Raw genomic sequence first — 26034 nt, forward strand, 5'->3', positions numbered from 1 at the left:
AGCTAAATATTTTAAATTTAAATATGAGTAAAAAAAGAAATAAAAAAGGACCTAAAAGGGTTAAAAAGCCAATAAAGAGTATACCAGAACTTAAAAATGAAGTTCAGCAAATATTGGATTTTAATCTTCATAAATCGTATACAGTAAGAAATATTGCCAAAGCTATAGGAAGCAATACTGCTGAGGCTAAAAGATTAATAGATAAGGTTTTAATAGAATTATTAAATGAAGGGAAAATTGAAAAAGCTTCCCGCGCGAGTTATGTTTCGAACAAGGAGCCTGAGTTTATAATTGGAAAAGTTGATCATGTTAATCCTAGATTAGCTTATATAATATCTGCTGAGCGAGAAGACGATATCATTGTTAAAACTGATAATCTGAAAGGCGCTTTGCATAATGATACAGTCAAAGTCGTAGTCATTAAGAAAAACCGAGATGGTAGGGAAGAAGGAAAAGTAATTGAAATAGTGGAAAGAGCTAAAACTCAATTTGTAGGTAGAATAGACAAGTCTGTTCGCTATGCATTTATGATTCCTGACAGTCGATATATCCACACTGATTTCTTTATCCTACATGATAAACTTGGAGGTGCTAAACACCAAGATAAAGTGATTGCTGAAATTACTAGCTGGGGTGGGCAGGATAGAAAGCCTGAAGCTAAAGTTGTGAAAGTTTTAGGACCGGCTGGAGAAAATGAGGCTGAGATTCACTCCATAATGGCGGAATTTGAACTGCCAATGGAATTTCCAGAAGCAGTTATCAAAGAATCAGAGCAGATCAGTGATAAAATGCCAGATAAAGAAATTTCCAAAAGAAGGGATATGCGTGAAACTACGACTTTCACTATCGATCCTGAGGATGCAAAAGATTTTGATGATGCCATCTCCTTCAAGAAACTAAAGAATGGTAATTATGAGATCGGTATCCACATAGCGGATGTTACGTATTATGTTCAACCCGGGACATTATTAGAAGAAGAAGCATTCCACAGAGCCACTTCGGTTTACTTAGTGGATAGAACAATTCCAATGCTACCGGAAAGATTATCAAACGGACTGTGTTCACTTCGACCAAATGAAGATAAATTTACTTTTTCTGCTGTTTTTGAATTAGATCAAAAAGGAGGGATTCATAATCAATGGTTTGGGAGAACTGTGACTCATTCTGACAGAAGGTTTACTTATGAGGAGGCGCAAGCAGTTATTGAAACTGGAGTTGGTGATCATGCTGAAGAACTTACTACTCTAAATAATATTGCGAAAAAGCTTAAGGAAACCCGATTTAAGCACGGGGCCATAGCATTTGAATCAGTTGAAGTGAAATTCAAGTTAGATGAAAATGGAAAGCCATTGGGAGTTATTCCAAAAGTTAGGAAGGACGCCCATAAATTGGTGGAGGAATATATGCTGTTAGCCAATAGAAAAGTGGCGGAGTTTGTCGCCACCCAGAAAAAAGGAGATCAAAAATTGACTTTTGTTTATCGTCAGCACGATTATCCTGATCCAGAAAAGCTTTCTACCTTTTCAATGTTTGCCAAAAGATTTGGTCATGAACTAGAAATTGAAGAAAAGGCGGTTGCAAAATCATTGAACTCATTAATGAATGAAATTCAAGGAAAACCAGAGCAGAATGTATTAGAAAGCTTAGCTATTCGATCCATGGCTAAGGCAAAATATACTACTAAAAACTCATTTCATTTTGGATTAGCTTTTCAATATTATACTCATTTTACTTCTCCAATAAGACGTTATCCTGATGTAATGGTGCATAGACTATTGCAACATTATTTAGATGAAGGAAAGTCAGTAAATGCTGAAGAGTATGAAAGCAAATGTTTACATTCTTCAGAAATGGAGAAACGAGCATCTGATGCTGAGCGTGCTTCTATCAAGTATAAGCAAGTTGAATTCATGGCTTCTGTTGAGGATAAAGCTTTCGATGGATTAGTAACGGGGGTTACCGAATGGGGGATATTTGTAGAAATCATTGAAACCAAATGCGAAGGTATGGTTCGCTTGGTTGATATGACGGATGATTACTATGAATTCGATGAAAAGAATTACCGTGTAATTGGTCAGAATAATAAGCGCATGATAACCTTGGGTGATCCTGTGACCGTAAGAGTAAAAGCGACTGATATCGATAAAAGAACTATCGATTTAGAGTTTTGCGAGAAAGAAGAAGTATAATTCACAATCAAGATTTAAATTTTAAGTTGAATCCCTAATTTTGGGCTTTCAAATTATAGACGATGAAAAAGAAAGTATTATTCATAGATAGAGACGGAACAATTATACAAGAACCACCGATTGATTTTCAGGTTGATTCACTCGAAAAGTTAGAGTTTTTACCCTATGCCATAAGTGCATTGCAATTCATAGCTCAAAACTCTGATTATGAATTGGTAATGGTTACAAATCAAGATGGTTTAGGAACTGATTCATATCCAGAAGATACCTTCTGGCCAGCTCATAATAAAATGTTGAAGCAATTAGAAATTGAGGGGATTACTTTTGCAGAGCAACATATTGATAGAACCTTTGAAGATGAAGGAAAAGATACCCGTAAACCAGGGACGGGCCTTTTGAAAAAATACTTTTCTGAGGAGTATGATTTGGCAAATAGTTTTGTGATTGGTGACAGGAAGACGGATGTTCAATTAGCGGAAAACTTGGGAGCGAAGTCTATTTTTATTGGAGAAGATTTAAAGGAAGCTACTTTTTCAACTCAAGATTGGAGACAGATTGCTGAATATTTAGTTAAGCCTGCTCGCACTGCCAATATAAATCGTAAAACGAATGAAACGGATATTAAGATTGAATTGAATCTAGATGGAAGCGGAAATGCCAATAATTCAACTGGCTTAAAGTTTTTTGACCATATGCTGGATCAGTTAGGTAAGCATGGTGGATTAGATTTAAGTATTCAAGTTGATGGCGATTTAGAAGTTGATGAGCACCATACCATAGAAGATACGGCTTTAGCATTAGGAGAGGCATTCAAACAAGCATTGGGCAATAAAAAAGGAATATATAGATATGGCTTTTTATTACCTATGGATGATGCTTTAGCTCAAGTAGCAATTGATTTCGGTGGAAGGCCTTGGATAAATTGGGATGCGGAATTCAAGAGAGAAATGGTAGGGGACATGCCTACTGAAATGTTTTTCCATTTCTTTAAATCATTCTCTGATTCATCTCAATGTAATTTAGATATTAAGGTCAGCGGTGATAATGAGCACCATAAGATTGAAGCCATATTCAAAGGCTGGGCCAGAGCTATAAAAATGGCAGTCAGCCGTGATGAAAGCAGATTGAATGATCTGCCTTCCACAAAAGGTGCATTATAAAAGAGAAGAAAGGCTAGTGTTATCTAGCCTTTCTAAATATTTACTTTTTTTGTTTGAAACAGGTGTTTTAAGACTTTTTTCCCAAACTCAGCTTCAGTTTTATTGAATAGTATAGAGTAATAAATCTTTTGATTGTATTCAACCTTAGTCAGTACATACCTGCAATCATAAGAACTGCCATATTTATCCATTATTTTGCTTTCTTTTCTTTCAGATACACCTGTTAAAATAAAAGAAGGATCATTATAGAGTGATTCAATTTCTTTTTCAATGTGCGACTTTAGAATTAAATCAGGATGATTACCACTTAAATCTGCCTCTGAATATGAAAGGGTTTTTAAAACGTAATTATTGCTAGATATAATTCTAAAATTATGATCAAAAAATAATACGCCTTCATAAACTTTACCAAGTAACCCGTCCATCATATCAATTTGAAGATTTTTGAAGTTAATTTTATGGTGCAAAGTTTTTTCATTTCTACTCATTTCTTCTTGAGTAGCCTGCAATTCCTCCATATTCTGTCTCATTTCCTCTTCTTGTGACCTTAATTGTTCAGTCATTTCTTGAGAATTCTTAAGTAAATAATTCGTTTTTTCTTGCATTTTAATCGACTCAATAACTGCCCCTAATCTCAAAGAAAGTTCCTTTAAAAAGGTTTTTTCGTGTTTTTCCAAAGCTTTGAAAGAGGCGATTTCTAATACACCAAGAATTTGGTTTTCTGTTTTTAAAGGTACAATTATAATAGATCGGGGAGGTGCTTCTCCCAAGCCTGACGTGATGTTAACATATCCTGTAGGAACTTCAGTTAGATATAGTATATCACCTTCAAGCCAGCTTTGCCCTACAAGCCCTTGACCTTTATTGATTTCTTTTTTTATGTATTTTCTACGGTCGAAGGCATATGAGCCTTTCAATTCCATAAAGGCTTCTTTATGGTCATTTGAATCATTTAGAATAAAGAAGGCTCCTTGATTAGCATCAATATATTTTACTACCTCACTTATTATTTTGTAAGAAAAATCTTTTAAGTCAGATTGACTTGATTTCATTAAATCGCTAATATGACTCAATCCATTTATGATCCAATTTTGCTTTAGATCTTCTGTATTCTTCTTTTCTAAAGACTGATTTTTTTCTTTTATCAGATGAAGATTTTCTTCAAGATTTTCAAGCATTTGGTGAAAGTTTCTATATAGACTTCCAATTTCATCAACTGACTGGTGATTAAGTTCTTTACTAACATTACTATCACCTGAAAGAACTTTTTTTGTAATGTTATCCAACTTTATGATAGGTTTAGATACAGTTTTTCGTAAATAAAAAACTAATAGTGCGATAGTAACTAATAGGATTATAAATGTGCTAATTACTACATAAAATGCTTTTTGGTTTATCTCTTGATATTTAGAGTTGATTTTACTGTATAATAATGATATCTGCGGTTCTGTTTGGTTCTTATACCTATTTAACTCTAAAAATTGACCTGATCTCTCATTTAAGCCAATTTCAATTTCAGTCTGAACTATTTTGTCGAAATGATTTCTGTAGGCACGAATAGCATTAATTGTAGACCTCTTGTATGAATTTATCATATGAGGAAATTCTTCCGTTTTTGCATTTTCAATAAAAGAAATAAATTCATCTGTGGTATTATGTAGTTTATCTACATAGCCCATATCTTTCCTCAAAGCGAAATCTTTCTCATGTCTTCTTAAACTAAATGCAAACACTTTTTCCTCTGCAGAAATGCATTCTTGAACCTCATGCACAAAGGTTCTCATTTCACCTTCAAGTCCATGATCTCTAAATCCTCTTTTCAAAAGTAATTTTCGCAGCTCGTCAAAAGAACTGCGGTAGCTTTTGGCAGAAGTTAATATGGAATGAAAATCCTGACTAAGACTTTTATCATTTATAAAATCGGAAGAGATTTTAGATTGTATTTCTTGCTCTACTAAGTCTAATTGAGTGAAAAAATCTAGAGTGAACTTACTTTTTCCATTATTTAAAAAATCTGGATCTTTCCAACCGAAAATCAGAAAGTCTTGCTCAATTTTCTGGGCTTTATCAAATTTCATCATGATTTCAGCCATATCAGATTTTACTTTCTGATAATTATTGATTTGAGACCATAGCAGGGCTAAAATACATGCCCCTGAGAGCATTACGATTAATAATATTGAAAATGCTAGTATGAATTTTTTACGGATAGCTAGATCTCTTATCTTCATTTATAGTTAATTTTCTACGAAGATAAAATCGAAATTAGCTTAAGCTGTTAAGCTATTAAAAAACCATTATTAATGATTGTTTAATTTTTCTGTAAAGATTTATTGAAAACTTAATATACTGCTTTTTTGAAAAATATTTCGTTGAATAATACTAATAAATCCCACTGCCTAACATCACTAAAGTACAGGCGTTTTCAGTTTCTATTCCTTTTTCTTGAGCCATTTTAGAAAGTTCAGGATTTTCTGTACCTGGGTTGAAAATGATCCTTTTAGGATTTAACGATAATAAATAATCATAATATTCTGGTTGATGTCGAGCTCCCAGATAGAGTGTGATGGTATCCACATCCTTAACCTCAGGTGATTTTCTAATATCTTGAATTTCTTCTCCAAATACCTCTCCTTTTTTTATGCCAACAGGTACAAATTCATGTCCTGCATTGGATAATCTATCGGCAGCAAAATAAGCATACCTTGAAGGATTTGGAGTAGCTCCTATTATAACTGTTTTTTTACTCATTTTTAATTTTGTATAATTCAACAGCTCTTTCCGCACATCTTTCACCATCCATTGCAGCTGAAACAATACCACCCGCATAGCCTGCACCTTCACCACAAGGAAAGAGCCTTTTCGTTTGCGTATGTTCTAACGATTCTTTTTCTCTAGGGATACGAATTGGGGAGGAAGTTCTACTTTCAACCCCCACAATAATTGCTTCATTGGTAAAATACCCCTTCATCTTCTTTCCAAAAGCTTTGAAAGCTGTTTTCAATCTTTCTGCAATAAATGGAGGTAAAACTTCATCCATTCGAGTGGATACCAATCCTGGTTGATATGAAGTGTCAGGTAAATCCTTACTTAATTTTCCTTGTGTGAAATCAATTAGTCGTTGAGCTGGTGCAGCTTGAGTATTTCCAGCAATTTTACAAGCTTGCTGCTCTATGCTCTCTTGTAATGTTAATCCTTTAAAAGGCCCCTTATCTTCATACTGAAGCATGTCTTCCAATTCAATTGCCACAACAATTCCTGAATTAGCATATTTCGAATCTCTTCTTGATGGACTCATTCCATTTACCACTATTTCTCCACTTTCGGTGGCTGCTGGAACAATAAAACCACCTGGACACATGCAAAAAGAGAATACCCCTCTTTTTTTATCATTAAAATAGGTTTGATGTACTAATGCATAAGATGAGGCAGGTAGGTATTCTCCTCTATCATCACATTTATATTGAATTTGATCAATTATCCGTTGAGGATGTTCCACTCTAACCCCTAAAGCAAAAGGCTTAGCTTCAATTAAAATATTACTTTCATGAAGCAGGTGGAATATATCTCGGGCTGAATGACCTGTTGCTAAGATATAAGCATCCGCTATATAATTTTTATCATTAGCTTTTACTCCTTTTAACTCGTTATTTTCTACCTGAAAGCTAGTTACTTTGGTGTCAAAATGTACTTCACCACCATGTTCAATTATACTTTCACGTATACTTTGGATGATTTTTGGAAGTTTATTAGTGCCAATATGGGGATGTGCATCAATCATGATGTCTTCTTTGGCACCATGAGCAACCAAAATTTCCAGAATTCTATAAATATCGCCTCTTTTCTTTGAGCGAGTGTAGAGTTTTCCATCAGAATAGGTGCCAGCACCACCTTCTCCAAAGCAATAATTACTTTCAGAATTTACAATATGTTTTTTGTTAATATCTGCCAAATCTCTTCTTCTGGAACGAACATCTTTTCCTCTCTCTAATATGACAGGCTTCCAGCCTAATTCAATAAATCTAAGTGCTGCAAATAATCCTGCCGGACCTGCACCAATAATAATTGCAGTTTGTTTGGCTTCATGAACTTTAGGTAAGTCAGATATTTTATAGTTTATTCTATCTGCTAAAGGAGTATCATTATTGATTTCAACTTTTACTCTTACCTTAACTTCTTTTGATCTAGCATCAATTGATCTTTTTGCTATTCTGAAGTATTGAGAGTCTTTAAGTTGTAACTTATTTTTTATAGTTGATAATACAACTTCTTCGTTGAAAGCCTCTTCTGGCTTTAAAACTACTTCTTTCTCTATCATTTTAAATTGGTTTTATGGCTATGGATTCAAAGTTTTTACATTTTTCAGTTTAAACACATAACCAAAAGAAATCCCCACTATAGGTTGAACCCTGAATGGCTGATCTGTAATATCTGCAAATATAGCAGTTTGTTGCCCCTCGTTTTTTATATCACCGAAGAAATAATAATTAAAATTTATTCCCAGATTAATGTCAAATGTAAATCCATTGTCATTGAGGTTTTGAAGTATTCTACTACCTACCAATAAACCATATCGAATTCCTTGCGCATTCATTTCTGCAGAAAGTACTTCATTCTGGTCATCACTGTTTTCATAAAATTTAAACCTATTAACATTGGTATACGATATTGAATGTCCGAAATAAGGCATTCCGAATTTTGAATCTTTATGGTAGAATCTTTGTCGAAAACTAAAGCCAAATCCTTCAAAGAAGTTATCTCCCGCTCTCAGGTTTAGAGAGTTTGCAAAGAAAGGGTTTCTGAAAGTGTGGTATAATAATTCATAGCCTATTCTTTGCTGAATATTATGTTCTATAGCAACTTGCAAATCGCCAAATAACATATTGAAAGGGTTTACCTGCAGTATTAAAGTTGGGAAATCATTGTTTCTACTTTTGAAATAAGAACTCCCCTTCGATTTATATCGATACTCTGGTTTGTTGTATTGTGGATTTGATTCAGTACTATCATTATCCTTTTTAGCTGTTCTTAAAAGAGGTTCATAATCTTCATATATGGGTTTATAGTAACCTGCAATTTCACCTTTATTATCGTACAATTCCCATGTCCCCACTTTAATGCCATCATTAATTTCTCCTTTCATTTTGACATCACCATTAAGGTAATATCCAGTATATTCGCCTTTTCCTTCTGAAAATTCAGCTTCACCTTCCTTTTCACCCGTTTCATAGTAGTATTCCCATGTGCCTTCACTTTTTCCATCAACAACAGAGCCTTTTAGTTTCAGCTTACCGCTTTCATAAAATTCTTTGTATTCCCCGCTACCAGCATCATAAACTCCTTCACCTTTTAATCCACCATCTTCAAAATACAATTTCCAATACCCTTCTTTCTTTCCTTCTCTTTCTGCTCCTTCAGCACTTATTTGTCCATTAGGATGATAGTATACCCATTTCCCATGACTCAAATTATCAATATATTCGCCTTCACCGGATAGGGAACCATTTTCATAATAGTAAGTCCATTTTCCTTGTTTAGCCCCTTCTTTATAGTTGCCTTTTGATTTTATACTTCCAGATTCATAATAGTTTTTCCATAGACTATCGCTCTTTTCGTCCTTTATAAAGCCTTCAGATTTTAAACTTCCATTTGGATAAAATTCTTTATATATCCCATCCCCCTTTTTGTAGATTGCTTTTGCTTTTAGCTCTCCATTTTCAGAATAATAAGACCATAATCCAGATTTTAGATCATTTTCATACTCACCTTCACTCTTTAATATCCCAGTTTCGTAATAGTATTTCCAATTACCTTCTCTTTTTCCATCAAAGATTTTACCCTGCATTCTAAGCTTTCCATTCTCAAAATAATAAGACCAAAGACCATGATTAGAATTGTCTTTTAGTTGCCCCTGCATTTTTAAAGAGCCACTTTCATAATAGTATTTCCATTGACCGTAGGTCTCATTATCCACATATTGACCTTTGCTTTTTAATTCTCCAGAAATGTAATAGGATTCATAAGTACCATATAGCACACTAGGGTCCAAATCTTTAACGAAATACCTTTCTTTCAACATATTTCGCTCATCGTCATAATAAACCTTAACCTCTTTACTTTGGGAATAAAGAAGGATTGGAATAATGGATAATATGATACTTAAAGCAAATTTCATTTATTCTTCTCCGAATATTTCTTTTACAACCCAGCCTTTTCCCCAATCTTCGATTTCTTTTTCTGTCCATAGAGTTGGGAAGAAGATTCTTTTTTGAAATCTTGGGGGTAGATATTCTTGCCAGTTTGTACCACCTGTGGCGGGTACACCCTTGTTTTTTTGTTGTAAATACCTAACTGCTGATTTATAATGTACTAACGGCCAAAAAACATTCACATTCAAATCAAAATTCCTTAATGCTTCTTTTAATTCAGGTTTATTTTGATCTTCAGTACTTAATGATAGATATTTCTTATAAATATTAATATTCTCAAAACGCTTTATCCAGCTGATAAATTCATTTTTATATTTTTTCTCAAATTGTTTTAGCGTTAGTGTTTTCTCTCCAGTTTCTACTTCGGTTGCTCCTTGTTTCCAATAAACAAATTCATATTGCTCTTCAATTGAACTGTTCTCACACTCCTGCTTTTTTTCTTTTCTCACTAACTGAATTAATGGAGTAGAGGCAAATTCTATTAATCTATATTGAGCTGACTGAAAACCACTAGCTGGAAGTAAAGCCATTCTAAACCTTTGAAATTGCTCTTTTTCCATTCCTTGAACCATGATTTCGAATGATTTTGTAAGCGTTTCGAAATAACGATTCATTCTATTTAATCTTTGGATGAAAAAATTTACATCCAATTCTGATCTCCAACCTAGGTCCTCGCCATTCTCACCGATTTCCTTTCCATTATGTGCAATTTGCTCCATCTCATTTAAGCACATTTTGAAATAAAGCTCAGTAATTTGATGATAAATGATGAATATCTCTTCATCAGGAAAATCAGTTTTGGGAGTTTGTAAAGTCAATAAAGTATCAACATTTATGTAATCCCAATAAGTAGTGTAATTTGATAAAAGCAAGCCATCCAAATAAGCAGATAAATCTTGCCCCATTGATTGGTATTTAAGATTTAGTTTTTCGAGACTTGCAGAAATTTGTTTTTTCTCCATTTATAAAAAAGTGTTGAATTTGCTCAAAATCCTACAATATTGAAGGATTCTTGAAAATACTTTTAAATTTGCGTTATTCAATTGAGCTTACAAAGCAAAAAAATAAAAACGACTAATATTTATGAATACTAACGATCAATTTGAGTCACCTGATTTTTACAGTTTAGATAGCTTATTAACGGATGAGCATAAATTAATTAGACAATCTATCCGTGATTTTGTCAAAAAAGAAATCAGTCCCAATATAGAAGAATGGGCCCAAAATGCGCATTTTCCTTATGAGATAGTAAAGAAATTTGGTGATGTAGGGGCCTTTGGTCCAACTATTCCGGAAGAGTATGGTGGAGGAGGTTTAGATTATATCTCTTATGGATTAATCATGCAGGAAATCGAAAGAGGAGATTCAGGTATGCGTTCAACTGCATCTGTTCAAGGGTCGTTAGTGATGTATCCGATCTACACTTATGGTAATGAGGAACAAAGAAATAAATATCTACCGAAATTAGCTTCTGGTGAGTGGTTAGGTAGCTTTGGATTAACTGAGCCTGATCATGGTTCAAATCCAAGCGGAATGACCACTAATTTCAAAGATAAGGGCGACCATTACTTATTGAATGGTGCTAAAATGTGGATTTCTAATTCTCCAAAATGCGATGTTGCAGTAGTTTGGGCTAAAAATGAGGAAGGTAGAATTCATGGATTAATTGTTGAGCGTGGAATGGAAGGTTTCACAACTCCTGAAACACACGGGAAATGGTCTTTAAGAGCTAGTGCAACAGGAGAGTTAGTATTTGATAATGTGAAAGTTCCTAAAGAAAATTTATTAGAGGGAAAATCTGGATTAGGTGCACCAATGAAGTGTTTAGATTCAGCTCGTTTCGGTATCGCTTGGGGAGCTATTGGTGCGGCTATGGATTGTTATGATTCAGCTAGAAGATATTCATTAGAGCGTCATCAATTTGGAAAGCCAATTGCTTCTTTTCAGTTGACGCAGAAGAAGTTATCGGAGATGCTTACTGAAATCACCAAGTCTCAATTATTGAATTATAGAATTGCTCAATTGATGGATGAAGGCAAGGCTACAACGCCTCAAATTTCAATGGCGAAAAGAAATGCAGTTGAAGTAGCATTGAACATAGCAAGAGAAGCAAGACAGATCCATGGAGGTATGGGAATCACTGGAGATTACCCAATGATGCGTCATATGGCCAACTTAGAGTCTGTTGTAACGTATGAAGGTACACACGACATTCATTTATTGATACTAGGCAGAGAGATTACTGGAATCCCTGCATTTGAATAATTTTTTAATCAAACATTTGTATTATGGCTAATCTAGATGATTTTAAAAATACCTCTAAAAAAAGAATGGAATCTTTGCTTTCTGATTACGAAGCTTTAAAGGCTCAAACTAGAAGTCATCAGCAAGAAATTCAGGATGAATTGCAAGAACACATTGATCGTATGGATCGCTTGAAGAATGAATTAGAGGAAAAATATAATAGAATAGAGCATTTTGGTGAAATCGCAGTGGAAGAGCTCAGTGAAGCATTCTTTACTTCAGCTGAAGCTTTTTCAGAAAGTATAAACAAAACCAAAGAAAACTTAAAATAAAAAAGTCGGAATCCCGACTTTTTTTCTTTAGAAGAAATCAATTTTATGATATCATTACTATCTGAATTAGGAATAAAAGAGCCTTATCTTAGATTACTTGTTGTTTCATTCATTTCTTTATTAATAGGGATTATCGTAAGGTTCTTATTCTTTAAAATTCTGTTTTTATTAAATAAAAAGAAAAGCAGAAGAACTGTAGAACTGTTACAGGATAGGTTTGAAGGGAGTATATTTTTATTTCTACCAGTACTCATCATTCATACCCTTATCCCTAAGTTTGGATTAGAAGAAGATTTCCGATCGGCCTTACATATTATTACCGAAGTATTGATTATAGTTTCTTTTACTATAGTCGTAATAAGGCTTGTGTTTTTTCTTCAGGATGTTCTTTATGGAAAATTTAATGATGATAGTGATGTAAAAGGTAGGCAAGTTATCACTCAAATTGTGTTTTTTAGAAAGTTAATCACTTTCGTGATAATTCTTGTGGCGGTTTGCCTAATTCTCATGCAATTTGATAGTGTGAGGAAGTATGGGGCTACAATACTTACTTCTGCCGGTGTAGCCGGTATTATCATTGGTTTTGCTGCCCAAAAGACATTAGCCAATTTTTTAGCAGGCCTACAAATTGCATTTACTCAACCTATTAAAATTGGTGATGCACTTTATGTTGAAGATGAATGGGGTTGGGTAGAAGAGATTAACCTCACTTACATTGTGATAAAAATATGGGATAGAAGACGCTTGGTTTTACCCATTACCTATTTTACTGAACAGGTATATGAAAATTGGACTAAAAGACATTCTGATATCAATGGTACTGTTTTTATTTACACTGATTACACCATCCCAGTTAATGCTATAAGAAGGAAGTTTGAACAAATACTAGAAGATACAGCACTCTGGGACGGTAATTCGCAAATAGTTCAAGTTACAGGAGCTTCTGAAAAAACTATGGAAATTCGTTTGCTCATGTCTGCTAAGAATTCAATGATTTCATGGGATTTAAGATGTCATGTAAGAGAAGAGATTATTACATTTATTCAAAAAGAATATCCTGAAGCTTTACCTAAAACAAGGTTGGAACTTAATCATTTGCCAGACTCTAAAACTTGATTTAACCATTCAAGAGTCTCTTGATTTTCTTTGCTCTTAATAGCATTACGGATGTTATATTTCTCTCTGCCTGTTAATCTCCAGTTAAGAGATGCTCTTTCTGAAATGTGCTTCATATTGCTTCCATTATCACTGGAAGGATCAATTCCAGCATCATATGATAACATGGCATGGCTTAGGTTACCATCAAACCATTCATGAGCATACTCAATTAAAAGGTCATTTCGGGTGTCCTGTACGTTTGACCAGTTATTGTAAATATTACTGATAGGAGTAAATAATTTTTCAATAATGGACAGATTTTGTCCATCATTGATGTAGGCTGCTTTTTTAGAATCCCTTATAGTTAAGATGACAACTCCGCTCGTATTTTCCGCAATCCATTCTTTAAAATTGTATAGAAATAAAACGGCATCGCTAACTCCAAAATTATCGGCCAAACCGGCATCCATAATTTCTAGTGTTGGCTCACTAGGCAAATTGATATTAGGAGTAATATAAGGGAAAGAAGCACTCATTCTTAAAGCTGTCAAGAAGCTTAAATTTTCGGCATTATAATGCTCAAACATCCGAAGGAAATCAATACTTCGATTGTCCATCAATGAATTTAGTGAATCATCTTTAATCGCTTTTTTAGACATATATGAGCTACTATTAGGAGTTACATATAATTTCCTGCCATCATTTACACTAGTAGGCGCTAAGAAGAGCATAGGGATTCTAGCACTTAATTCAGCTTGTTGATAATCCTTAATTCTTTTATCTAAAATTCCACCCAGATTTTTATTTAGCTTTTGCTCAAATGCATATCCTCTGTCTTTTGGATAGCTGAAACCTTCATACTCAAAATATTGATATCTTATGAAAATATCGTTAGTCAGTAGGCTGAAAATTATAGGGTTAAGCGCTTCTTTTCCAATATTTGAAAGATATTCAGAGCTGTATATATTTATGTTTTCGCCTTTTTCTTTTAAATATTTTAATTCTCTAAAATAAGCAGCCCCAATAAGTCCTCCGGAAGCACCTGATATACTTACAGTATGTTTGAATAGATCACCTTTCGTAATACTATCAGCAGTTTGAAGTGCTTTCATGGTCCAATAAGCAGCTCTTTGTCCGCCACCGCTGGCAGTTAATAATATCATTTTAGGTTTGGATTGAAATTGACTTCTCCAATTATTTAAAATTTTTAGACCGGTTGCTTTGTCTTCTGCAATGGCGTTATCATTTATAATTTGATCGATTTTCGATTGAGTATATTTTACTGCTGTGGTGTCATAATTTAAGCCATGTGCATAATGGGTTTTACTTAAAAAATCTATAGTTGTCAGATAATTAATCAAAAAGAAAATGGCAATTGCACCCGTAATGGCCCAGGATCTAAACCAGAAAGTGATAGCTCCAATGGCCATTAAAATTATACTAATAAATAAAACTGCACTGGCTGCTGCGGGTATCTGAAAAAATGGGTGATCTCTAAAGGCACCTAAAACTAATATGATAAAGAAAATGAAGAATTCAGCAATTACAGTATTAAGGTGATTCTGGTCAAAAATGCTATTGATTACGTGAAATATTTTCTGATTTGTTTTGTGCTGGACTTTTATCCATCTGAATTTCAAATCGAAATAACCTACAACCGAATGGTCATGCTTCTTTAAGTCTTTATGATATTTTACTGCTGCTATTCTTCCTATTGTAAGTTTTTTAATTCTTTTTTCTACTCTTTCAGCTAAAACCTCTCTGAAGTCTTTATTAGTGAACCAAAAATAAAGCTGCAGGAAAAATATTGATACAGAAATACCTATAGGTAAAGCGGAGGCTAGGAATAAGGCATCTTTAAATCCAATAAATTCATAAACCATCTGATAATGGATAATTTGAATGATATAGTTTATGATAAAGGCTATTGGAATGATTGAATTATTCAGAGAGAATTTTGAAAATGGCTTTGAAATAACTCCTATGAAATGGAATTTATAACCATCTAATATATAAGTAGCTATATTGAAGGCAACGATTAATCCACCAACCGTGAGGCCAACAATAAAATAACTGGAGAAACTTACTGAGTTTAAATATTCAGGTGATAAGAATAAGTAGGGGATACCAAGACCTTTTCCGAATCCTCCATTTATAATTGAAAATAATAAAACCCAACAGAGTAGTAATAATTGGTTTTTTTTAAAATGATTTAATACCAATTGTATCGGAAATGAATAGATAAATGTATTAAAGTGTTTTTTCATAAAAACATCATTTCCTATTTGAAATTTAGTTTAAAAGTCGATAGCTAAAGTTTATCTTTTCTTAGGATTAATAATAGTGTTTCTTTTTTTTATTTTATAATTATCCGTGCTTAACTTTTTTTCTTTAAATATTAAGGATTTAATAATCTAGGTTTTCATACCTAATTCGTAATAATATATACGCTTTTGTAAGAACAATGATTTGAATTCTATTTCATTTATTTAATAGTATAATTAATTGACATGAAAAAGCTTGAAAACACCTCATTAAGGAAGGATTAGGGGTTTAATGTAACAATATATATTCTAATGGGTTATTAATAGTAGAACTTTTTAAACTAATAGAATAAAAATTATGGATACTAAAGATGCTTTAAAGCAAAAGATTTTTTCACAATATGAAGAATGGAAAGCAGATTTTGATAAGCTCAAAGCAGAAACAAAGGGTGCATATGCTGAAGGTCAGCTAGAAGCAAGCCCAGAAGGTAAAGAGCTTGAGTCAAAAATGGAGGAGGCTAGAGAGATTCTTGATAAAATTGAAAATGCTGATGAAAAGGATTGGGAAGAATTAAAGTCGAAAGCAGAGGATCAATTAGAAGGAATTAAAAGTTCTTTTGAAAAGATTAAAGAAAATTTTAAATAATCTTAAATAAAAAAAGCCATTGGAATCTAATTCAATGGCTTTCTTAATGCTATAAAAAGAACTTTATTTCACCTCAGTTACTTTTAACATATTAGTTCTGTTCTTCTCCTTAATTGGCATACTAGCCATCAATATTATAATATCTCCAGTTTCAACGTGCTTATCTTTTTTAAGGATTTTTTCTATATCAGCAAAAGTTTTATCCGTACTCTCATAGTTATTATAAATATAACCTCTTACTCCCCAAACCAAATTGATAGTTTCTAGTAAATCGTTATTTCCTGTAAATATAAAGATGCCAGCCTTAGGTCTATGGCTTGCTAACCTGTAGGCTGTATAACCAGATTTGGTCATCCCAACTATAGCTTTGGCTCCTGTCTCTTCTGCTAATTTGCATGCAGTTTGTACCAGGTTATCACTAAAGAAGGTTTCTGAATCTCGATGAACATGTCCATATTTATGGTAAATAGAAGTATGTTTTTCAATGCTAGCTATAGTGTTTGACATACTCAAAACTGCTTCAACCGGGTATTGACCAGCCGCTGATTCAGCTGATAGCATAACGGCATCACCACCATCAAGAATTGCATTAGCCACATCATTGGTTTCTGCTCTTGTAGGGCGTGGATTCTCAATCATGCTTTCCATCATTTGGGTTGCCACAATAACAGGTTTGCAAGCATCATTACACTTTTTAATGATCATTTTTTGTGCTAACGGAACATCTTCCATTGGGATTTCTACTCCTAAATCACCACGTGCAACCATAACAGCGTCTGTAGCGGCTATGATATTGTCGATATCTTTAAGAGCCTCTGGCTTTTCTATTTTAGCAACTACTTTACAATCTTTACCATTGTAGCGGATTCTATTTTTTAAATCTAAAACGTCAGCAGCAGAACGAACAAAAGATAAAGCAATCCAATCAACCTCGTTTTTAAGCCCGAATTTTAAGTCCTCTAAATCCTTTTCAGTTAAACTTGGAGCAGAAACTTTTGTAAAAGGAAGATTTATACCCTTTTTGGATTTCAGATCACCACCATAAATCACTTTGGTTTTTACATCAGTTTTATCTGAAGAAATCACCTCTAATTGAATATTACCATCATCAATCAGGATCGTGTCTCCTTTTTTAACATCAGATGGTAATCCTTGGTAGGTGGTAGAGGCTTTTTTGCTATCACCTTCTATCTCATTAATCGTAATAATGAATTCATCACCTTCCTTTATGACAGTTTTACCATTCACAATGTCCCCTAATCTAATTTTAGGGCCTTGTAAATCTTGAAGTATACTGATGTTGGTTCCCCATTCTTTATTAATTTCTTCAATATAGCCTAATGTTTGTTGATGAGTTTCATGGTCGCCATGAGAGAAATTTAATCTAAAAACATCTGCACCTGCTTTCACTAATTTTTGTAGCATTTCTTTAGTGTTGGAAGCAGGGCCAACTGTCGCTACAATTTTTGATTTGTTGAATTTGATGTTTTCTCTTTTCATTATCTATAATCTTTTTTAAGTCATTAAGTTAACTACCGATTTTAGGCGATCGGCATCCAAAACTTGAACCAAAATTACATTTTTTATTTTACTTAGTGTACTTTTTACATTAAGTATTTGTAATTCTTCCGTATCATCTTGAATAAGAAGGAAATAATCAATATTTTTCATCTCAGGAATTAGAAACACTTGTTTGGCCTCACTATCATTTAATTTATTTTTCAATAACTTTATTGAAACATGGTCTGTTTTAAACTGAAAACATGAAGTATTCAGAAATTGATCTTTTTTTAATTCAATAAAATGATCTTTTACCCTTTTTAATGTGAAGTTTGTATATTGATTAATATTCCAAGCCATTTGAAAATCAGGAATAGGAGACGAGATGGCTAATAATTTGAAATCAACCGTAAAAGTATCTTTCCACATTTTTTTGTCCATAACCTTAAGTTATAAATAATTCGATTTAATCTAAAGTCTGAAGTGCAAAGTTGAGGAATAAAGGAAAATACTTGTACGAAAGGAAAAAAATAGTTTGACATTAATGGGGGAAATACATTTCTTTGCGGTGTATTTAAAACTAAAATTCTAAAATAATGTCTGAAATAGCACAGAAAGTAAAGGCAATTATCATTGACAAACTAGGTGTAGAAGAGTCAGAAGTGACTGCAGAAGCAAGTTTCACCAATGATTTAGGAGCAGATTCACTTGATACAGTGGAATTGATTATGGAATTCGAAAAGGAATTCAATATCTCTATTCCAGATGATCAAGCAGAAAACATTGGTACTGTAGGTCAGGCCATTTCTTACTTAGAAGAAAACGTAAAATAATTTAATAGCTCATAATTCATTTATGAATTTAAAAAGGGTAGTTGTAACGGGACTGGGTGCTTTAACACCCATTGGTAATTCTGTCGAAGAATATTGGGAGAACTTGGCTAAGGGTACAAGCGGAGCCGGTCCCATTACTAAATTTGATGCATCCAAATTCAAAACTCAGTTTGCTTGCGAAGTAAAGAACTTCAAAGCTGAGGATTATCTTGATCGCAAGGAAGCCAGGAAAATGGATCCTTTTACTCAGTATGGTATGATTACCGCTGAGCAGGCAATCCAAGATTCTAAGCTGGATTTATCTAAAATTAATTTAGATAGAGCAGGAGTAATCTGGGGTTCTGGTATTGGAGGCTTAAAAACTTTTCAAGACGAGGTAGATAATTTTGTTTCTAATGACAGAAATCCTCGCTTCAATCCATTTTTCATCCCTAAGATGATTTCTGATATCTGTGCAGGGCTCATTTCTATAAAATACGGTTTTAGAGGACCGAATTTTGTAACGGTATCGGCTTGTGCATCAGCAACAAATGCATTGATTGATGCATATAATTACATTAGATTAGGTAAGGCAGATATTTTTATTTCTGGCGGTTCAGAAGCTTCAGTTACTGAAGCTGGAATTGGTGGATTTAACGCAATGAAGGCTTTATCGGAAAGAAATGATGATCCTTCTACTGCATCTAGACCATTTGACAAAGACAGAGATGGTTTTGTATTAGGTGAAGGAGGAGCTGCACTAATTTTAGAGGAATATGAACATGCAGTAGCCAGAGGAGCAAAGATTTATGCTGAAGTAATAGGTGGAGGAATGTCTGCTGATGCTTATCATATGACAGCTCCACATCCAGAAGGACTAGGTGCTACTAATGTGATGAAATATGCATTGGAAGATGCTAATATTGATCCCACTGAAGTTGATTATATCAATGTTCATGGTACATCAACTCCATTAGGAGATTTGAGTGAGTCACAAGCCATTAAGAAAGTATTTGGTGATCATGCTTATAACTTAAATATTAGCTCTACTAAATCAATGACAGGCCACTTATTAGGAGCAGCTGGAGCTATCGAAGCATTAGCTTGTATTTTCGCTTTGGAAAAACAAATAGTACCTCCTACTATTAACCATTTCACTGATGATGATCAATTCGATTCAAAATTGAATTTCACATTTAACAAAGCGCAAAAAAGAGAAGTAAAGACAGTATTAAGTAATACTTTTGGCTTTGGAGGTCATAATACTTCAATTGTTTTAAGAAAGTTAGATTAATTTCCAACTTTGATCAGACGCGTTCTTTCTTCTCTCAAAAAATTAAATAAAAATGATAAAAGGCTTGTAGCTGCAGTTAAATCTATTGTCGGCTACAAGCCTTTTCGTTTAGAGCTATTCCGTCTTGTTACTCAACATTCAAGTGTAGCCAAAACATTACCAAATGGATTTAAAGCTTCAAATGAAAGACTGGAGTATTTAGGTGATGCAGTGCTAGGTGCAGTTGTAGCAGATTACCTTTTTAAAAAATATCCTTTTAAAGATGAAGGCTTTCTTACTGAAATCCGATCTCGTATTGTTAACAGAGAATCTTTAAGTTTACTGGCAAAGAAAATAGGAATTGGTCAGATGCTTGAGGCTGATTTTTCTAAAAGCAAATATCACTTTAAGTCGATTTATGGTGATATGATGGAAGCTTTCATTGGTGCGGTTTACATAGATAGAGGATATAAATACTGTAAAAAGTTTATCATCAATAAACTAATTATTCCCCATTTCGATTTAGATGAGATAATTGAAAACAATACTAATTATAAAAGTATTCTCATTGAATGGTCTCAAAAGAAAAATAGATCTTTACGCTTTGATATAGAAGACCACAAACAAGAAGGGATGAAAAGAGAATTCAAAGCCGTGATCATTATTGATGGAGAAAAAATAGCAAAAGGAGCTGGTCTTAATAAAAAGAAAGCAGAGCAAAATGCTGCCTTTAAAGCTTGCCAAAAATTAAAACTGTCTTAGAATTATAATTCTAAGCAGCAATTCTAAAATTATTATTATGAAAATTGCTGGTGCAACTCTTAATCAAATTCCATTAGACTGGACAGGTAACACTCTAAATATATTGGGTGCATTAAAAGAAGCTAAATCTCAAAGGGTTGAACTTTTATGTTTTCCTGAATTAACTATTTGTGGGTACGGTTGCCAAGACGTTTTCTTATCTGATTGGATGTGGCAAAAGGCTTTACATATATTAGTAAGCAGAATATTACCTGAAGCACCTGACATGGCATTTGTTGTGGGACTTCCTATTAAATTTGAAGGTGATTTATATAATTGTGCTGCCTTTTGCGATCATAATGAAATACAATATATCATTCCAAAACAAAACTTAGCAAAAGATGGTGTGCATTATGAACCAAGGTGGTTTATGGAATGGCCAGTTGGAAAGCAAACGGAAATCAAAATAGACGATAGAATTATTCCTATTGGAGATTATACTGTTGATTACAAAGGTTTCACGATAGGACTAGAGATATGTGAAGATGCCTGGAGGGAGGATCGTCCAGCCAATAGATTATGTAAAAGAGGAGTTGATATAATTTTAAACCCCTCGGCTAGTCACTTTGCACTTAATAAGACTAAAAGCAGAAACGACTTAGTTTTAGATAGTTCTAAAAACTATAACTGTATATATGTTTATGCTAATTTATTAGGCAATGAGGCAGGTAGAATGATCTATGATGGGGAATTGATAATAGCAAGTCACGGAGAATTAAAATTCAAAAATGAGTTGCTTTCTTTTCAAAATTTTCAAATAGGAACATGGGATACCGATGATGAGAAATCAATTTCTATTCCTGAAGTAGATATAAATCAAGAATTTAGAAGAGCTGTTAGCCTGGCTCTATATGATTATTTAAGAAAAAGTTATAGCAATGGTTTTGTACTGTCGTTGAGTGGTGGTGCAGATTCCTCTTCAACTGCAGTTTTGGTAGCTGAAATGATAAAACTGGGACTTAAGGAATTGAGCCTATCAGTTTTTCTCGAAAGAATCCATAAAATTGAATGGTACGAGGGAATTAAAGATTCAAAAGCTCCAGAAAAGGAGATAGCTAAAAGACTTTTCACAACCGCCTACCAAAGTACGGTCAATTCAGGAGAAGCTACTTTTAAATCAGCAAAGGAATTGGCAAATGAAATAGGAGCTGTTTTTTATAATTGGTCCATCGATGATGAGGTAGAAGGGTATACTCAAAAGATATCTAAAAGTATTGGAAGACAGCTGAATTGGGACCAAGACGATATTGCTTTACAAAATATTCAAGCAAGGGCTAGATCTCCAATTATTTGGATTTTAGCTAATATAAATAATGCTTTATTACTTACTACCTCTAATAGAAGCGAAGGAAGTGTGGGTTATACCACCATGGATGGTGATACAAGTGGCAGTATCGCACCAATTGCTGCAATTGATAAGCCTTTCATTATTCAATGGTTAAAGTGGGCGGAAAAAGAGTTAGGCTATGCTAGTTTAAGTTATGTAAATAGTCTTCGGCCTACAGCCGAATTAAGACCTTCCGAAAAATCGCAATCTGATGAAAGTGATTTAATGCCCTACCCATTACTGCAATCTATAGAAGAATTAGCCATCAGAGATCGTTATTCACCTTTAGAAATATATGAAAAATTAAGATTAACTTGGAATGGTGAAAAATCTATACTTAAGCCCTCTATTCAAAAGTTTTTTAAATTATGGTCAAGAAATCAGTGGAAAAGAGAAAGAATAGCGGTTTCTTTCCATCTAGATGATTATAATGTAGATCCTAAAACCTGGTGTAGGTTTCCTATTTTGTCTTCTTCATTTAAAGAAGAATTGGAAGAGCTTGAAAAAGCAGAATAAATCATTGAGATTTCTCTTTTTACCCTAATTTTGTGTTAAACTAAAATAAATATGCTTAGCTATATTGTATGGTCGCCCAAGCCTTATATTGTTGATTTGGGATTTACTGAATTAAGATGGTATGGATTACTCTTCGCATTGGGATTTATTATTTCTCAGCAAGTAATGTTCTACATTTTCAAAAAAGAAGGTAAGAAAGAAAAGCAAGTTGAAATTCTGACCTTATATATGGTTTTAGCCACTATCATAGGGGCAAGATTGGGACATGTATTATTCTATGAGCCCACAAGATACTTAAGTAACCCTCTGGATATTCTCAAAATTTGGGAAGGTGGATTAGCAAGTCATGGTGGAGCAGCGGGGATATTAATTGCTCTTTATCTTTTCTCACGTAAGTATAAGCATATAAGCTATTTATGGATTTTGGATAGAATCGTTATTGTTGTGGCGATAACTGGGGCGTTGATTAGGACTGGTAATTTTATGAATTCCGAAATCATTGGCGAGCCAACAGATAAACCATATGGAGTTGTTTTTGGCCGTGAAGTTGAATTGAGAGTGAATTATTTAACATCTGCAATAGAAGATGTAGAGGTGGAAAAAGTAAAGAGATCGAATTTGATAGAAGGATCAAATGAAAGCAGATATGAGTATCCAGTTAAGTTGCAAATTGCCTTCAATAGTAAAAATAAATTGGAAGATGTGAAAAGATTTTCTGAAAATCAGCTTCTTGATAAACTGCAAGAGCAAAGTATTACTCAGCATTTGATAGTTCCTAAAGATGCAGTTTTCGATTATAATGAAAAAGGCGGATTTATATATGCAACCACCTATGGAAATGGAGTGCCAAGGCATGCAGCACAATTATACGAAGCGATTTCATGTGTATTTATATTTCTAGTATTATTCTATTTATGGAATAAAAACAGAAGTGGGTTGGCAGATGGAAGGCTTTTTGGTATCTTCCTGATTGCTTGTTTTGGGTTAAGATTTTTATATGAGTTTATAAAAGAAAATCAAGTAGCTTTTGAAGATGATTTAAGCTTAAATATGGGGCAGTGGTTAAGTATTCCACTTGTTTTGGCAGGAGTATATTTCATTTTTCAATCATTAAAAGCTGAAAATAGAATTTAAGGAACAGGGTCATAACCTGACCCTCCCCATGGGTGACATTTTGAAATTCTTTTTGCTGATAATTTTGAACCCTTAAGTAAACCATGTTTTAAAATTGCTTGTTTGGTGTATTCTGAACAGGTAGGAGTGAAGCGACAAGCAGAAGGAAAAAAAGGAGAAATCCCATATTGATAAAAGAGAATAGGCCAAGTGGCTACTTTTCGTATGGTTTTTGTAACAGTATTTTTTCTGGAATTAGACAATTGATTAAAACTAAATTTAAAGATTATAAAATTAACTAATCTAAATATTGAATTACTAAAACACTTAAGATTTAATTTAATCTTTAAGTATATTATATATTTAGGTATAGTAACCCTGATCTTTCTACCTAACGCAAAAAGTCAGGTTTCAGTTAATTTAAATTCCGATAATAAAAGCATTGAAAATAAGCTTAAAGATAGTCTTCAAAATCAAATACTATATCTTGAAAAAATTGAAATTAGAGGTAATAAAAAAACTAAACGAAAGATTATTACCAGAGAAATTGATTTACAGACTAATGTAAGTTATCCTTTTAAAGAATTAAAGGACTTAATCAAGCTTGATGAGAATAAGATTTTTAACACCGGACTTTTTAATTCTGTAAGGGCAGAAATAGAGTTTATTGAAAATTCAGATGAAAATCATATTCAAGTAATTTTCTTTGTGGAAGAAAGATGGTATATCTGGCCTAGTGTGATATTTAAATTAGCAGACAGAAATTTTAGTGATTGGCTTTTTAATCAGAATGCAGCAACTGATCGATTTGAATATGGATTTAAATTTGATCAGTTTAATGTAAGAGGATTAAATGAACGCCTTTCCGCAATGGCTCAATTTGGATTTAAAAGGAGGTTTAATTTTGCTTATAATATTCCATATTTGAATAAAGCTCAAACGTTTGGCATGGGGCTTGGTTTTTCATACAGTGAATTTGATCAGGTTGATTACTCAAATGTAGAGAATAAACGTTTATTCATTGATGCGGATAGCATTTTTGGTGATGATAGTGAACGGCAAATCATCTCTAACTCGATGAATAGCTTTCTTTTCTTTAACTACAGGGAATCTTATTATAATACTCACTCATTAAATTTGGTATACTCCAGAACAACCATAATTGATGAGGTATTACAGTTTAATAGTGAGTATTTGGGTCAAAATCAAGATGTTGAACAAGATTATATAGGCTTATCCTATAGGTTTAGAAGAGATTTTAGAGATAGGAATAATTACCCTTTAAAAGGGTTTCTTATTGATGCCAGATTCACAAAAATTGGATTAGGTATTTTTAAAGATATAGACCAAGGAAATTTTAGAGGATTATTAGCTTACTATAAACCTTTGAAGTACAATTTTAATATTGCCTCGTCATTTACTGCTTACACTAGTTACCCTAAATTTCAACCCTATAATAACTTTGAGGGTTTAGGCTTTTCAAATAATTTACTAAAAGGATATGAACTATACGTAATCCAGGGTCAACATTACGTAATGCATAAAACTGAATTGAAAAAAGAACTGTTTTCAATTGAAGCAAATTTGGGCAGGCTTATGCCATTGAAACAATTTAGAAAAGTACCTTTTGCAGCTTACTTTAAAGTGTTTTTTGATCATGGCTATGTACAAAATAATATTAGTGATAGAAGTAGAATATCAGTTAGTCCATTATTATCAAATAGATACATATACAGCTATGGTGCTGGGCTTGATTTGGTTACTTTTTATGATGCAGTCTTAAGGTTAGAATATTCAATTAATGCATTAAATGAGACTGGCTTCTTTATTAATGTAAAATCTGGTATTTAATCTATTTTATTTTTATCAACTAATTTCTTTTTCCCAAATCTATTGAAGTAGTACCAATCCCCAATTTTTTCTCCCATTTCGTAATTTCCTTCATAAGTTTTACGACCCTTATTGTCATAATAAACCCAATGATCATTTTCTTTACCTTCGGTATAGCTACCAGATTGAATGATTTGACCGTCTTCATTATAAAATTTCCATGGACCGTCAGGAAGCCCCTTCTCATAGTTGCCAGCTTGTCTTAGCTTTCCATTTTTATGATAAAATTCCCATAATCCATCATAGTTGCTATTTAAATATTCTCCCTGCTTCTCAATTCTTCCGCTCCTATAATAGTAAGTAGCTTTCCCCTCTAAATCTCCATTAACCCAATTTTCTTCGGCATTTAAATTTCCGTTTTCATGAAATTTTATCAATTTACCATGAAGCTCACCTGATTTATAATGCTCAATAGAATTGATTTCTCCATTTGGAAAATAGTAGATCCATTCATTCTCCTTAATACCCTTTTTTGCTTCTCCAACAGCTTTTATCTTGCCTGAATCATAATAACTTGTGTCAATTTGAGAATTTGCTGTTCCATATTTGAATAAACAAATTGTCAAAATTGTGTAAAAGCAATATTTAATATTATTAATCAAATTTATTTCTATATATTTATTATCTAAATTAAATACTTTTGTTTTCTTATTCAAAAAC

22 protein-coding genes and 1 pseudogene are annotated in these 26034 nt (G+C 33.2%); 13 read left to right on the forward strand and 10 right to left on the reverse strand.

Translation table 11 applies throughout. From position 1 onward, the window contains the following. Positions 1-23 precede the first annotated feature (23 nt). Positions 24-2189, forward strand: coding sequence for a ribonuclease R (rnr, locus tag QYS48_RS11970; RefSeq protein ID WP_308356105.1), 2166 nt, complete (start codon positions 24-26; stop codon positions 2187-2189). 62 nt (positions 2190-2251) lie between these two features. Next, positions 2252-3349 carry a bifunctional histidinol-phosphatase/imidazoleglycerol-phosphate dehydratase HisB gene (gene hisB, locus QYS48_RS11975; RefSeq protein WP_308356106.1) on the forward strand — a complete coding sequence of 366 codons (1098 nt, stop codon included), beginning with the start codon at positions 2252-2254 and terminating at the stop codon, positions 3347-3349. Positions 3350-3381: 32 nt separating this feature from the next. Here hisB and QYS48_RS11980 read toward each other — a convergent pair whose 3' ends face one another. The 5 genes from QYS48_RS11980 to QYS48_RS12000 all read right to left on the reverse strand — a co-directional run bounded on the left by QYS48_RS11980 (position 3382) and on the right by QYS48_RS12000 (position 10520). Next, a complete protein-coding gene (locus tag QYS48_RS11980; RefSeq protein WP_308356107.1) occupies positions 3382-5580 on the reverse strand; it encodes a GAF domain-containing protein in 2199 nt (732 codons plus the stop codon). 151 nt (positions 5581-5731) lie between these two features. Further along, positions 5732-6100, reverse strand: coding sequence for a CoA-binding protein (locus QYS48_RS11985; RefSeq protein WP_302123812.1), 369 nt, complete (start codon positions 6098-6100; stop codon positions 5732-5734). Then, on the reverse strand, positions 6093-7667 hold the full coding sequence (locus QYS48_RS11990) for an FAD-dependent protein (RefSeq protein WP_308356108.1): 1575 nt from the start codon (positions 7665-7667) through the stop codon (positions 6093-6095). The genes QYS48_RS11985 and QYS48_RS11990 overlap by 8 nt, the downstream gene beginning before the upstream one ends. Positions 7668-7685: 18 nt before the next feature. Further along, entirely contained in the window at positions 7686-9524 is a 1839-nt protein-coding gene (locus QYS48_RS11995; RefSeq protein ID WP_308356109.1) for a membrane-binding protein, read from the reverse strand. Continuing rightward, positions 9525-10520: a tryptophan 2,3-dioxygenase family protein gene (locus tag QYS48_RS12000; RefSeq protein ID WP_308356110.1), complete on the reverse strand. Its 996-nt coding sequence runs from the start codon at positions 10518-10520 to the stop codon at positions 9525-9527. Positions 10521-10641: 121 nt separating this feature from the next. Here QYS48_RS12000 and QYS48_RS12005 point away from each other — a divergent pair, with 121 nt between their 5' ends. The 3 genes from QYS48_RS12005 to QYS48_RS12015 are packed head-to-tail and all read left to right on the forward strand — an operon-like array spanning position 10642 to position 13250. Beyond that, positions 10642-11823 (forward strand): acyl-CoA dehydrogenase family protein, encoded by a 1182-nt coding sequence (locus QYS48_RS12005; protein ID WP_308356111.1) that lies wholly within the window; start codon positions 10642-10644, stop codon positions 11821-11823. A gap of 23 nt (positions 11824-11846) precedes the next feature. Further along, the gene (locus QYS48_RS12010) at positions 11847-12134 is read left to right on the forward strand and encodes a hypothetical protein (protein WP_302101574.1); all 288 of its coding nucleotides are present in this window, start codon (positions 11847-11849) and stop codon (positions 12132-12134) included. 45 nt (positions 12135-12179) lie between these two features. Further along, a complete protein-coding gene (locus QYS48_RS12015; RefSeq protein ID WP_308356112.1) occupies positions 12180-13250 on the forward strand; it encodes a mechanosensitive ion channel domain-containing protein in 1071 nt (356 codons plus the stop codon). Here QYS48_RS12015 and QYS48_RS12020 read toward each other — a convergent pair. After that, complete coding sequence (locus QYS48_RS12020) at positions 13226-15499, reverse strand: patatin-like phospholipase family protein (RefSeq protein ID WP_308356113.1); 2274 nt, start codon at positions 15497-15499, stop codon at positions 13226-13228. The genes QYS48_RS12015 and QYS48_RS12020 overlap by 25 nt on opposite strands. Before the next feature lie 355 nt (positions 15500-15854). Here QYS48_RS12020 and QYS48_RS12025 point away from each other — a divergent pair, with 355 nt between their 5' ends. Further along, a complete protein-coding gene (locus QYS48_RS12025) occupies positions 15855-16142 on the forward strand; it encodes a hypothetical protein (RefSeq protein ID WP_302101569.1) in 288 nt (95 codons plus the stop codon). A gap of 63 nt (positions 16143-16205) precedes the next feature. Here QYS48_RS12025 and pyk read toward each other — a convergent pair whose 3' ends face one another. Together pyk and QYS48_RS12035 are read right to left on the reverse strand one after the other, a co-directional pair. Further along, on the reverse strand, positions 16206-17642 hold the full coding sequence (gene pyk, locus QYS48_RS12030; RefSeq protein ID WP_308356114.1) for a pyruvate kinase: 1437 nt from the start codon (positions 17640-17642) through the stop codon (positions 16206-16208). A 15-nt stretch (positions 17643-17657) separates the two neighbouring features. Next, complete coding sequence (locus tag QYS48_RS12035; protein WP_308356116.1) at positions 17658-18083, reverse strand: IPExxxVDY family protein; 426 nt, start codon at positions 18081-18083, stop codon at positions 17658-17660. A 155-nt stretch (positions 18084-18238) separates the two neighbouring features. On the opposite strand from QYS48_RS12035, the gene QYS48_RS12040 reads away from it, so the two are divergent. The 5 genes from QYS48_RS12040 to lgt are packed head-to-tail and all read left to right on the forward strand — an operon-like array spanning position 18239 to position 23505. Then, positions 18239-18475 carry an acyl carrier protein gene (locus tag QYS48_RS12040; protein ID WP_013453317.1) on the forward strand — a complete coding sequence of 79 codons (237 nt, stop codon included), beginning with the start codon at positions 18239-18241 and terminating at the stop codon, positions 18473-18475. A 22-nt stretch (positions 18476-18497) separates the two neighbouring features. Further along, on the forward strand, positions 18498-19748 hold the full coding sequence (fabF, locus tag QYS48_RS12045; RefSeq protein ID WP_308356117.1) for a beta-ketoacyl-ACP synthase II: 1251 nt from the start codon (positions 18498-18500) through the stop codon (positions 19746-19748). A gap of 9 nt (positions 19749-19757) precedes the next feature. Then, positions 19758-20489 carry a ribonuclease III gene (gene rnc / locus QYS48_RS12050; RefSeq protein WP_302123836.1) on the forward strand — a complete coding sequence of 244 codons (732 nt, stop codon included), beginning with the start codon at positions 19758-19760 and terminating at the stop codon, positions 20487-20489. Positions 20490-20526: 37 nt separating this feature from the next. After that, the gene (locus QYS48_RS12055) at positions 20527-22371 is read left to right on the forward strand and encodes a nitrilase-related carbon-nitrogen hydrolase (protein ID WP_308356118.1); all 1845 of its coding nucleotides are present in this window, start codon (positions 20527-20529) and stop codon (positions 22369-22371) included. A 51-nt stretch (positions 22372-22422) separates the two neighbouring features. Beyond that, complete coding sequence (gene lgt / locus QYS48_RS12060; RefSeq protein ID WP_308356119.1) at positions 22423-23505, forward strand: prolipoprotein diacylglyceryl transferase; 1083 nt, start codon at positions 22423-22425, stop codon at positions 23503-23505. Here the strand turns inward: lgt and yidD are convergent. Then, positions 23502-23711: a membrane protein insertion efficiency factor YidD gene (yidD, locus tag QYS48_RS12065; RefSeq protein ID WP_302104279.1), complete on the reverse strand. Its 210-nt coding sequence runs from the start codon at positions 23709-23711 to the stop codon at positions 23502-23504. The genes lgt and yidD overlap by 4 nt on opposite strands. A gap of 268 nt (positions 23712-23979) precedes the next feature. On the opposite strand from yidD, the pseudogene QYS48_RS17100 reads away from it, so the two are divergent. Together QYS48_RS17100 and QYS48_RS12070 are read left to right on the forward strand one after the other, a co-directional pair. Further along, positions 23980-24192, forward strand: a pseudogene (locus tag QYS48_RS17100) (POTRA domain-containing protein); the annotation flags it as partial. Further along, entirely contained in the window at positions 24193-25335 is a 1143-nt protein-coding gene (locus QYS48_RS12070; protein ID WP_308356120.1) for a BamA/TamA family outer membrane protein, read from the forward strand. It abuts the pseudogene before it with no gap. Here the strand turns inward: QYS48_RS12070 and QYS48_RS12075 are convergent. Continuing rightward, the gene (locus QYS48_RS12075; protein ID WP_308356121.1) at positions 25332-26030 is read right to left on the reverse strand and encodes a toxin-antitoxin system YwqK family antitoxin; all 699 of its coding nucleotides are present in this window, start codon (positions 26028-26030) and stop codon (positions 25332-25334) included. The genes QYS48_RS12070 and QYS48_RS12075 overlap by 4 nt on opposite strands. Positions 26031-26034: the final 4 nt, after the last annotated feature.

This window comes from Marivirga arenosa (assembly GCF_030503895.2).
GTDB lineage: Bacteria > Bacteroidota > Bacteroidia > Cytophagales > Cyclobacteriaceae > Marivirga > Marivirga arenosa.

What these genes read in the sequence shown, in the direction of transcription:
- QYS48_RS11995 (WP_308356109.1), bottom strand. Translation starts at nt 9,524, where the DNA reads ATGAAATTTGCTTTAAGTATCATATTATCCATTATTCCAATCCTTCTT.
- fabF (WP_308356117.1), top strand. Translation starts at nt 18,498, where the DNA reads ATGAATTTAAAAAGGGTAGTTGTAACGGGACTGGGTGCTTTAACACCC.
- QYS48_RS11980 (WP_308356107.1), bottom strand. Translation starts at nt 5,580, where the DNA reads ATGAAGATAAGAGATCTAGCTATCCGTAAAAAATTCATACTAGCATTT.
- rnr (WP_308356105.1), top strand. Translation starts at nt 24, where the DNA reads ATGAGTAAAAAAAGAAATAAAAAAGGACCTAAAAGGGTTAAAAAGCCA.
- QYS48_RS12010 (WP_302101574.1), top strand. Translation starts at nt 11,847, where the DNA reads ATGGCTAATCTAGATGATTTTAAAAATACCTCTAAAAAAAGAATGGAA.
- hisB (WP_308356106.1), top strand. Translation starts at nt 2,252, where the DNA reads ATGAAAAAGAAAGTATTATTCATAGATAGAGACGGAACAATTATACAA.
- QYS48_RS12035 (WP_308356116.1), bottom strand. Translation starts at nt 18,083, where the DNA reads ATGGACAAAAAAATGTGGAAAGATACTTTTACGGTTGATTTCAAATTA.
- lgt (WP_308356119.1), top strand. Translation starts at nt 22,423, where the DNA reads ATGCTTAGCTATATTGTATGGTCGCCCAAGCCTTATATTGTTGATTTG.
- QYS48_RS12000 (WP_308356110.1), bottom strand. Translation starts at nt 10,520, where the DNA reads ATGGAGAAAAAACAAATTTCTGCAAGTCTCGAAAAACTAAATCTTAAA.
- pyk (WP_308356114.1), bottom strand. Translation starts at nt 17,642, where the DNA reads ATGAAAAGAGAAAACATCAAATTCAACAAATCAAAAATTGTAGCGACA.
- QYS48_RS12025 (WP_302101569.1), top strand. Translation starts at nt 15,855, where the DNA reads ATGGATACTAAAGATGCTTTAAAGCAAAAGATTTTTTCACAATATGAA.
- QYS48_RS11990 (WP_308356108.1), bottom strand. Translation starts at nt 7,667, where the DNA reads ATGATAGAGAAAGAAGTAGTTTTAAAGCCAGAAGAGGCTTTCAACGAA.
- QYS48_RS12020 (WP_308356113.1), bottom strand. Translation starts at nt 15,499, where the DNA reads ATGAAAAAACACTTTAATACATTTATCTATTCATTTCCGATACAATTG.
- QYS48_RS12040 (WP_013453317.1), top strand. Translation starts at nt 18,239, where the DNA reads ATGTCTGAAATAGCACAGAAAGTAAAGGCAATTATCATTGACAAACTA.
- QYS48_RS12015 (WP_308356112.1), top strand. Translation starts at nt 12,180, where the DNA reads ATGATATCATTACTATCTGAATTAGGAATAAAAGAGCCTTATCTTAGA.
- QYS48_RS12005 (WP_308356111.1), top strand. Translation starts at nt 10,642, where the DNA reads ATGAATACTAACGATCAATTTGAGTCACCTGATTTTTACAGTTTAGAT.
- QYS48_RS11985 (WP_302123812.1), bottom strand. Translation starts at nt 6,100, where the DNA reads ATGAGTAAAAAAACAGTTATAATAGGAGCTACTCCAAATCCTTCAAGG.
- QYS48_RS12055 (WP_308356118.1), top strand. Translation starts at nt 20,527, where the DNA reads ATGAAAATTGCTGGTGCAACTCTTAATCAAATTCCATTAGACTGGACA.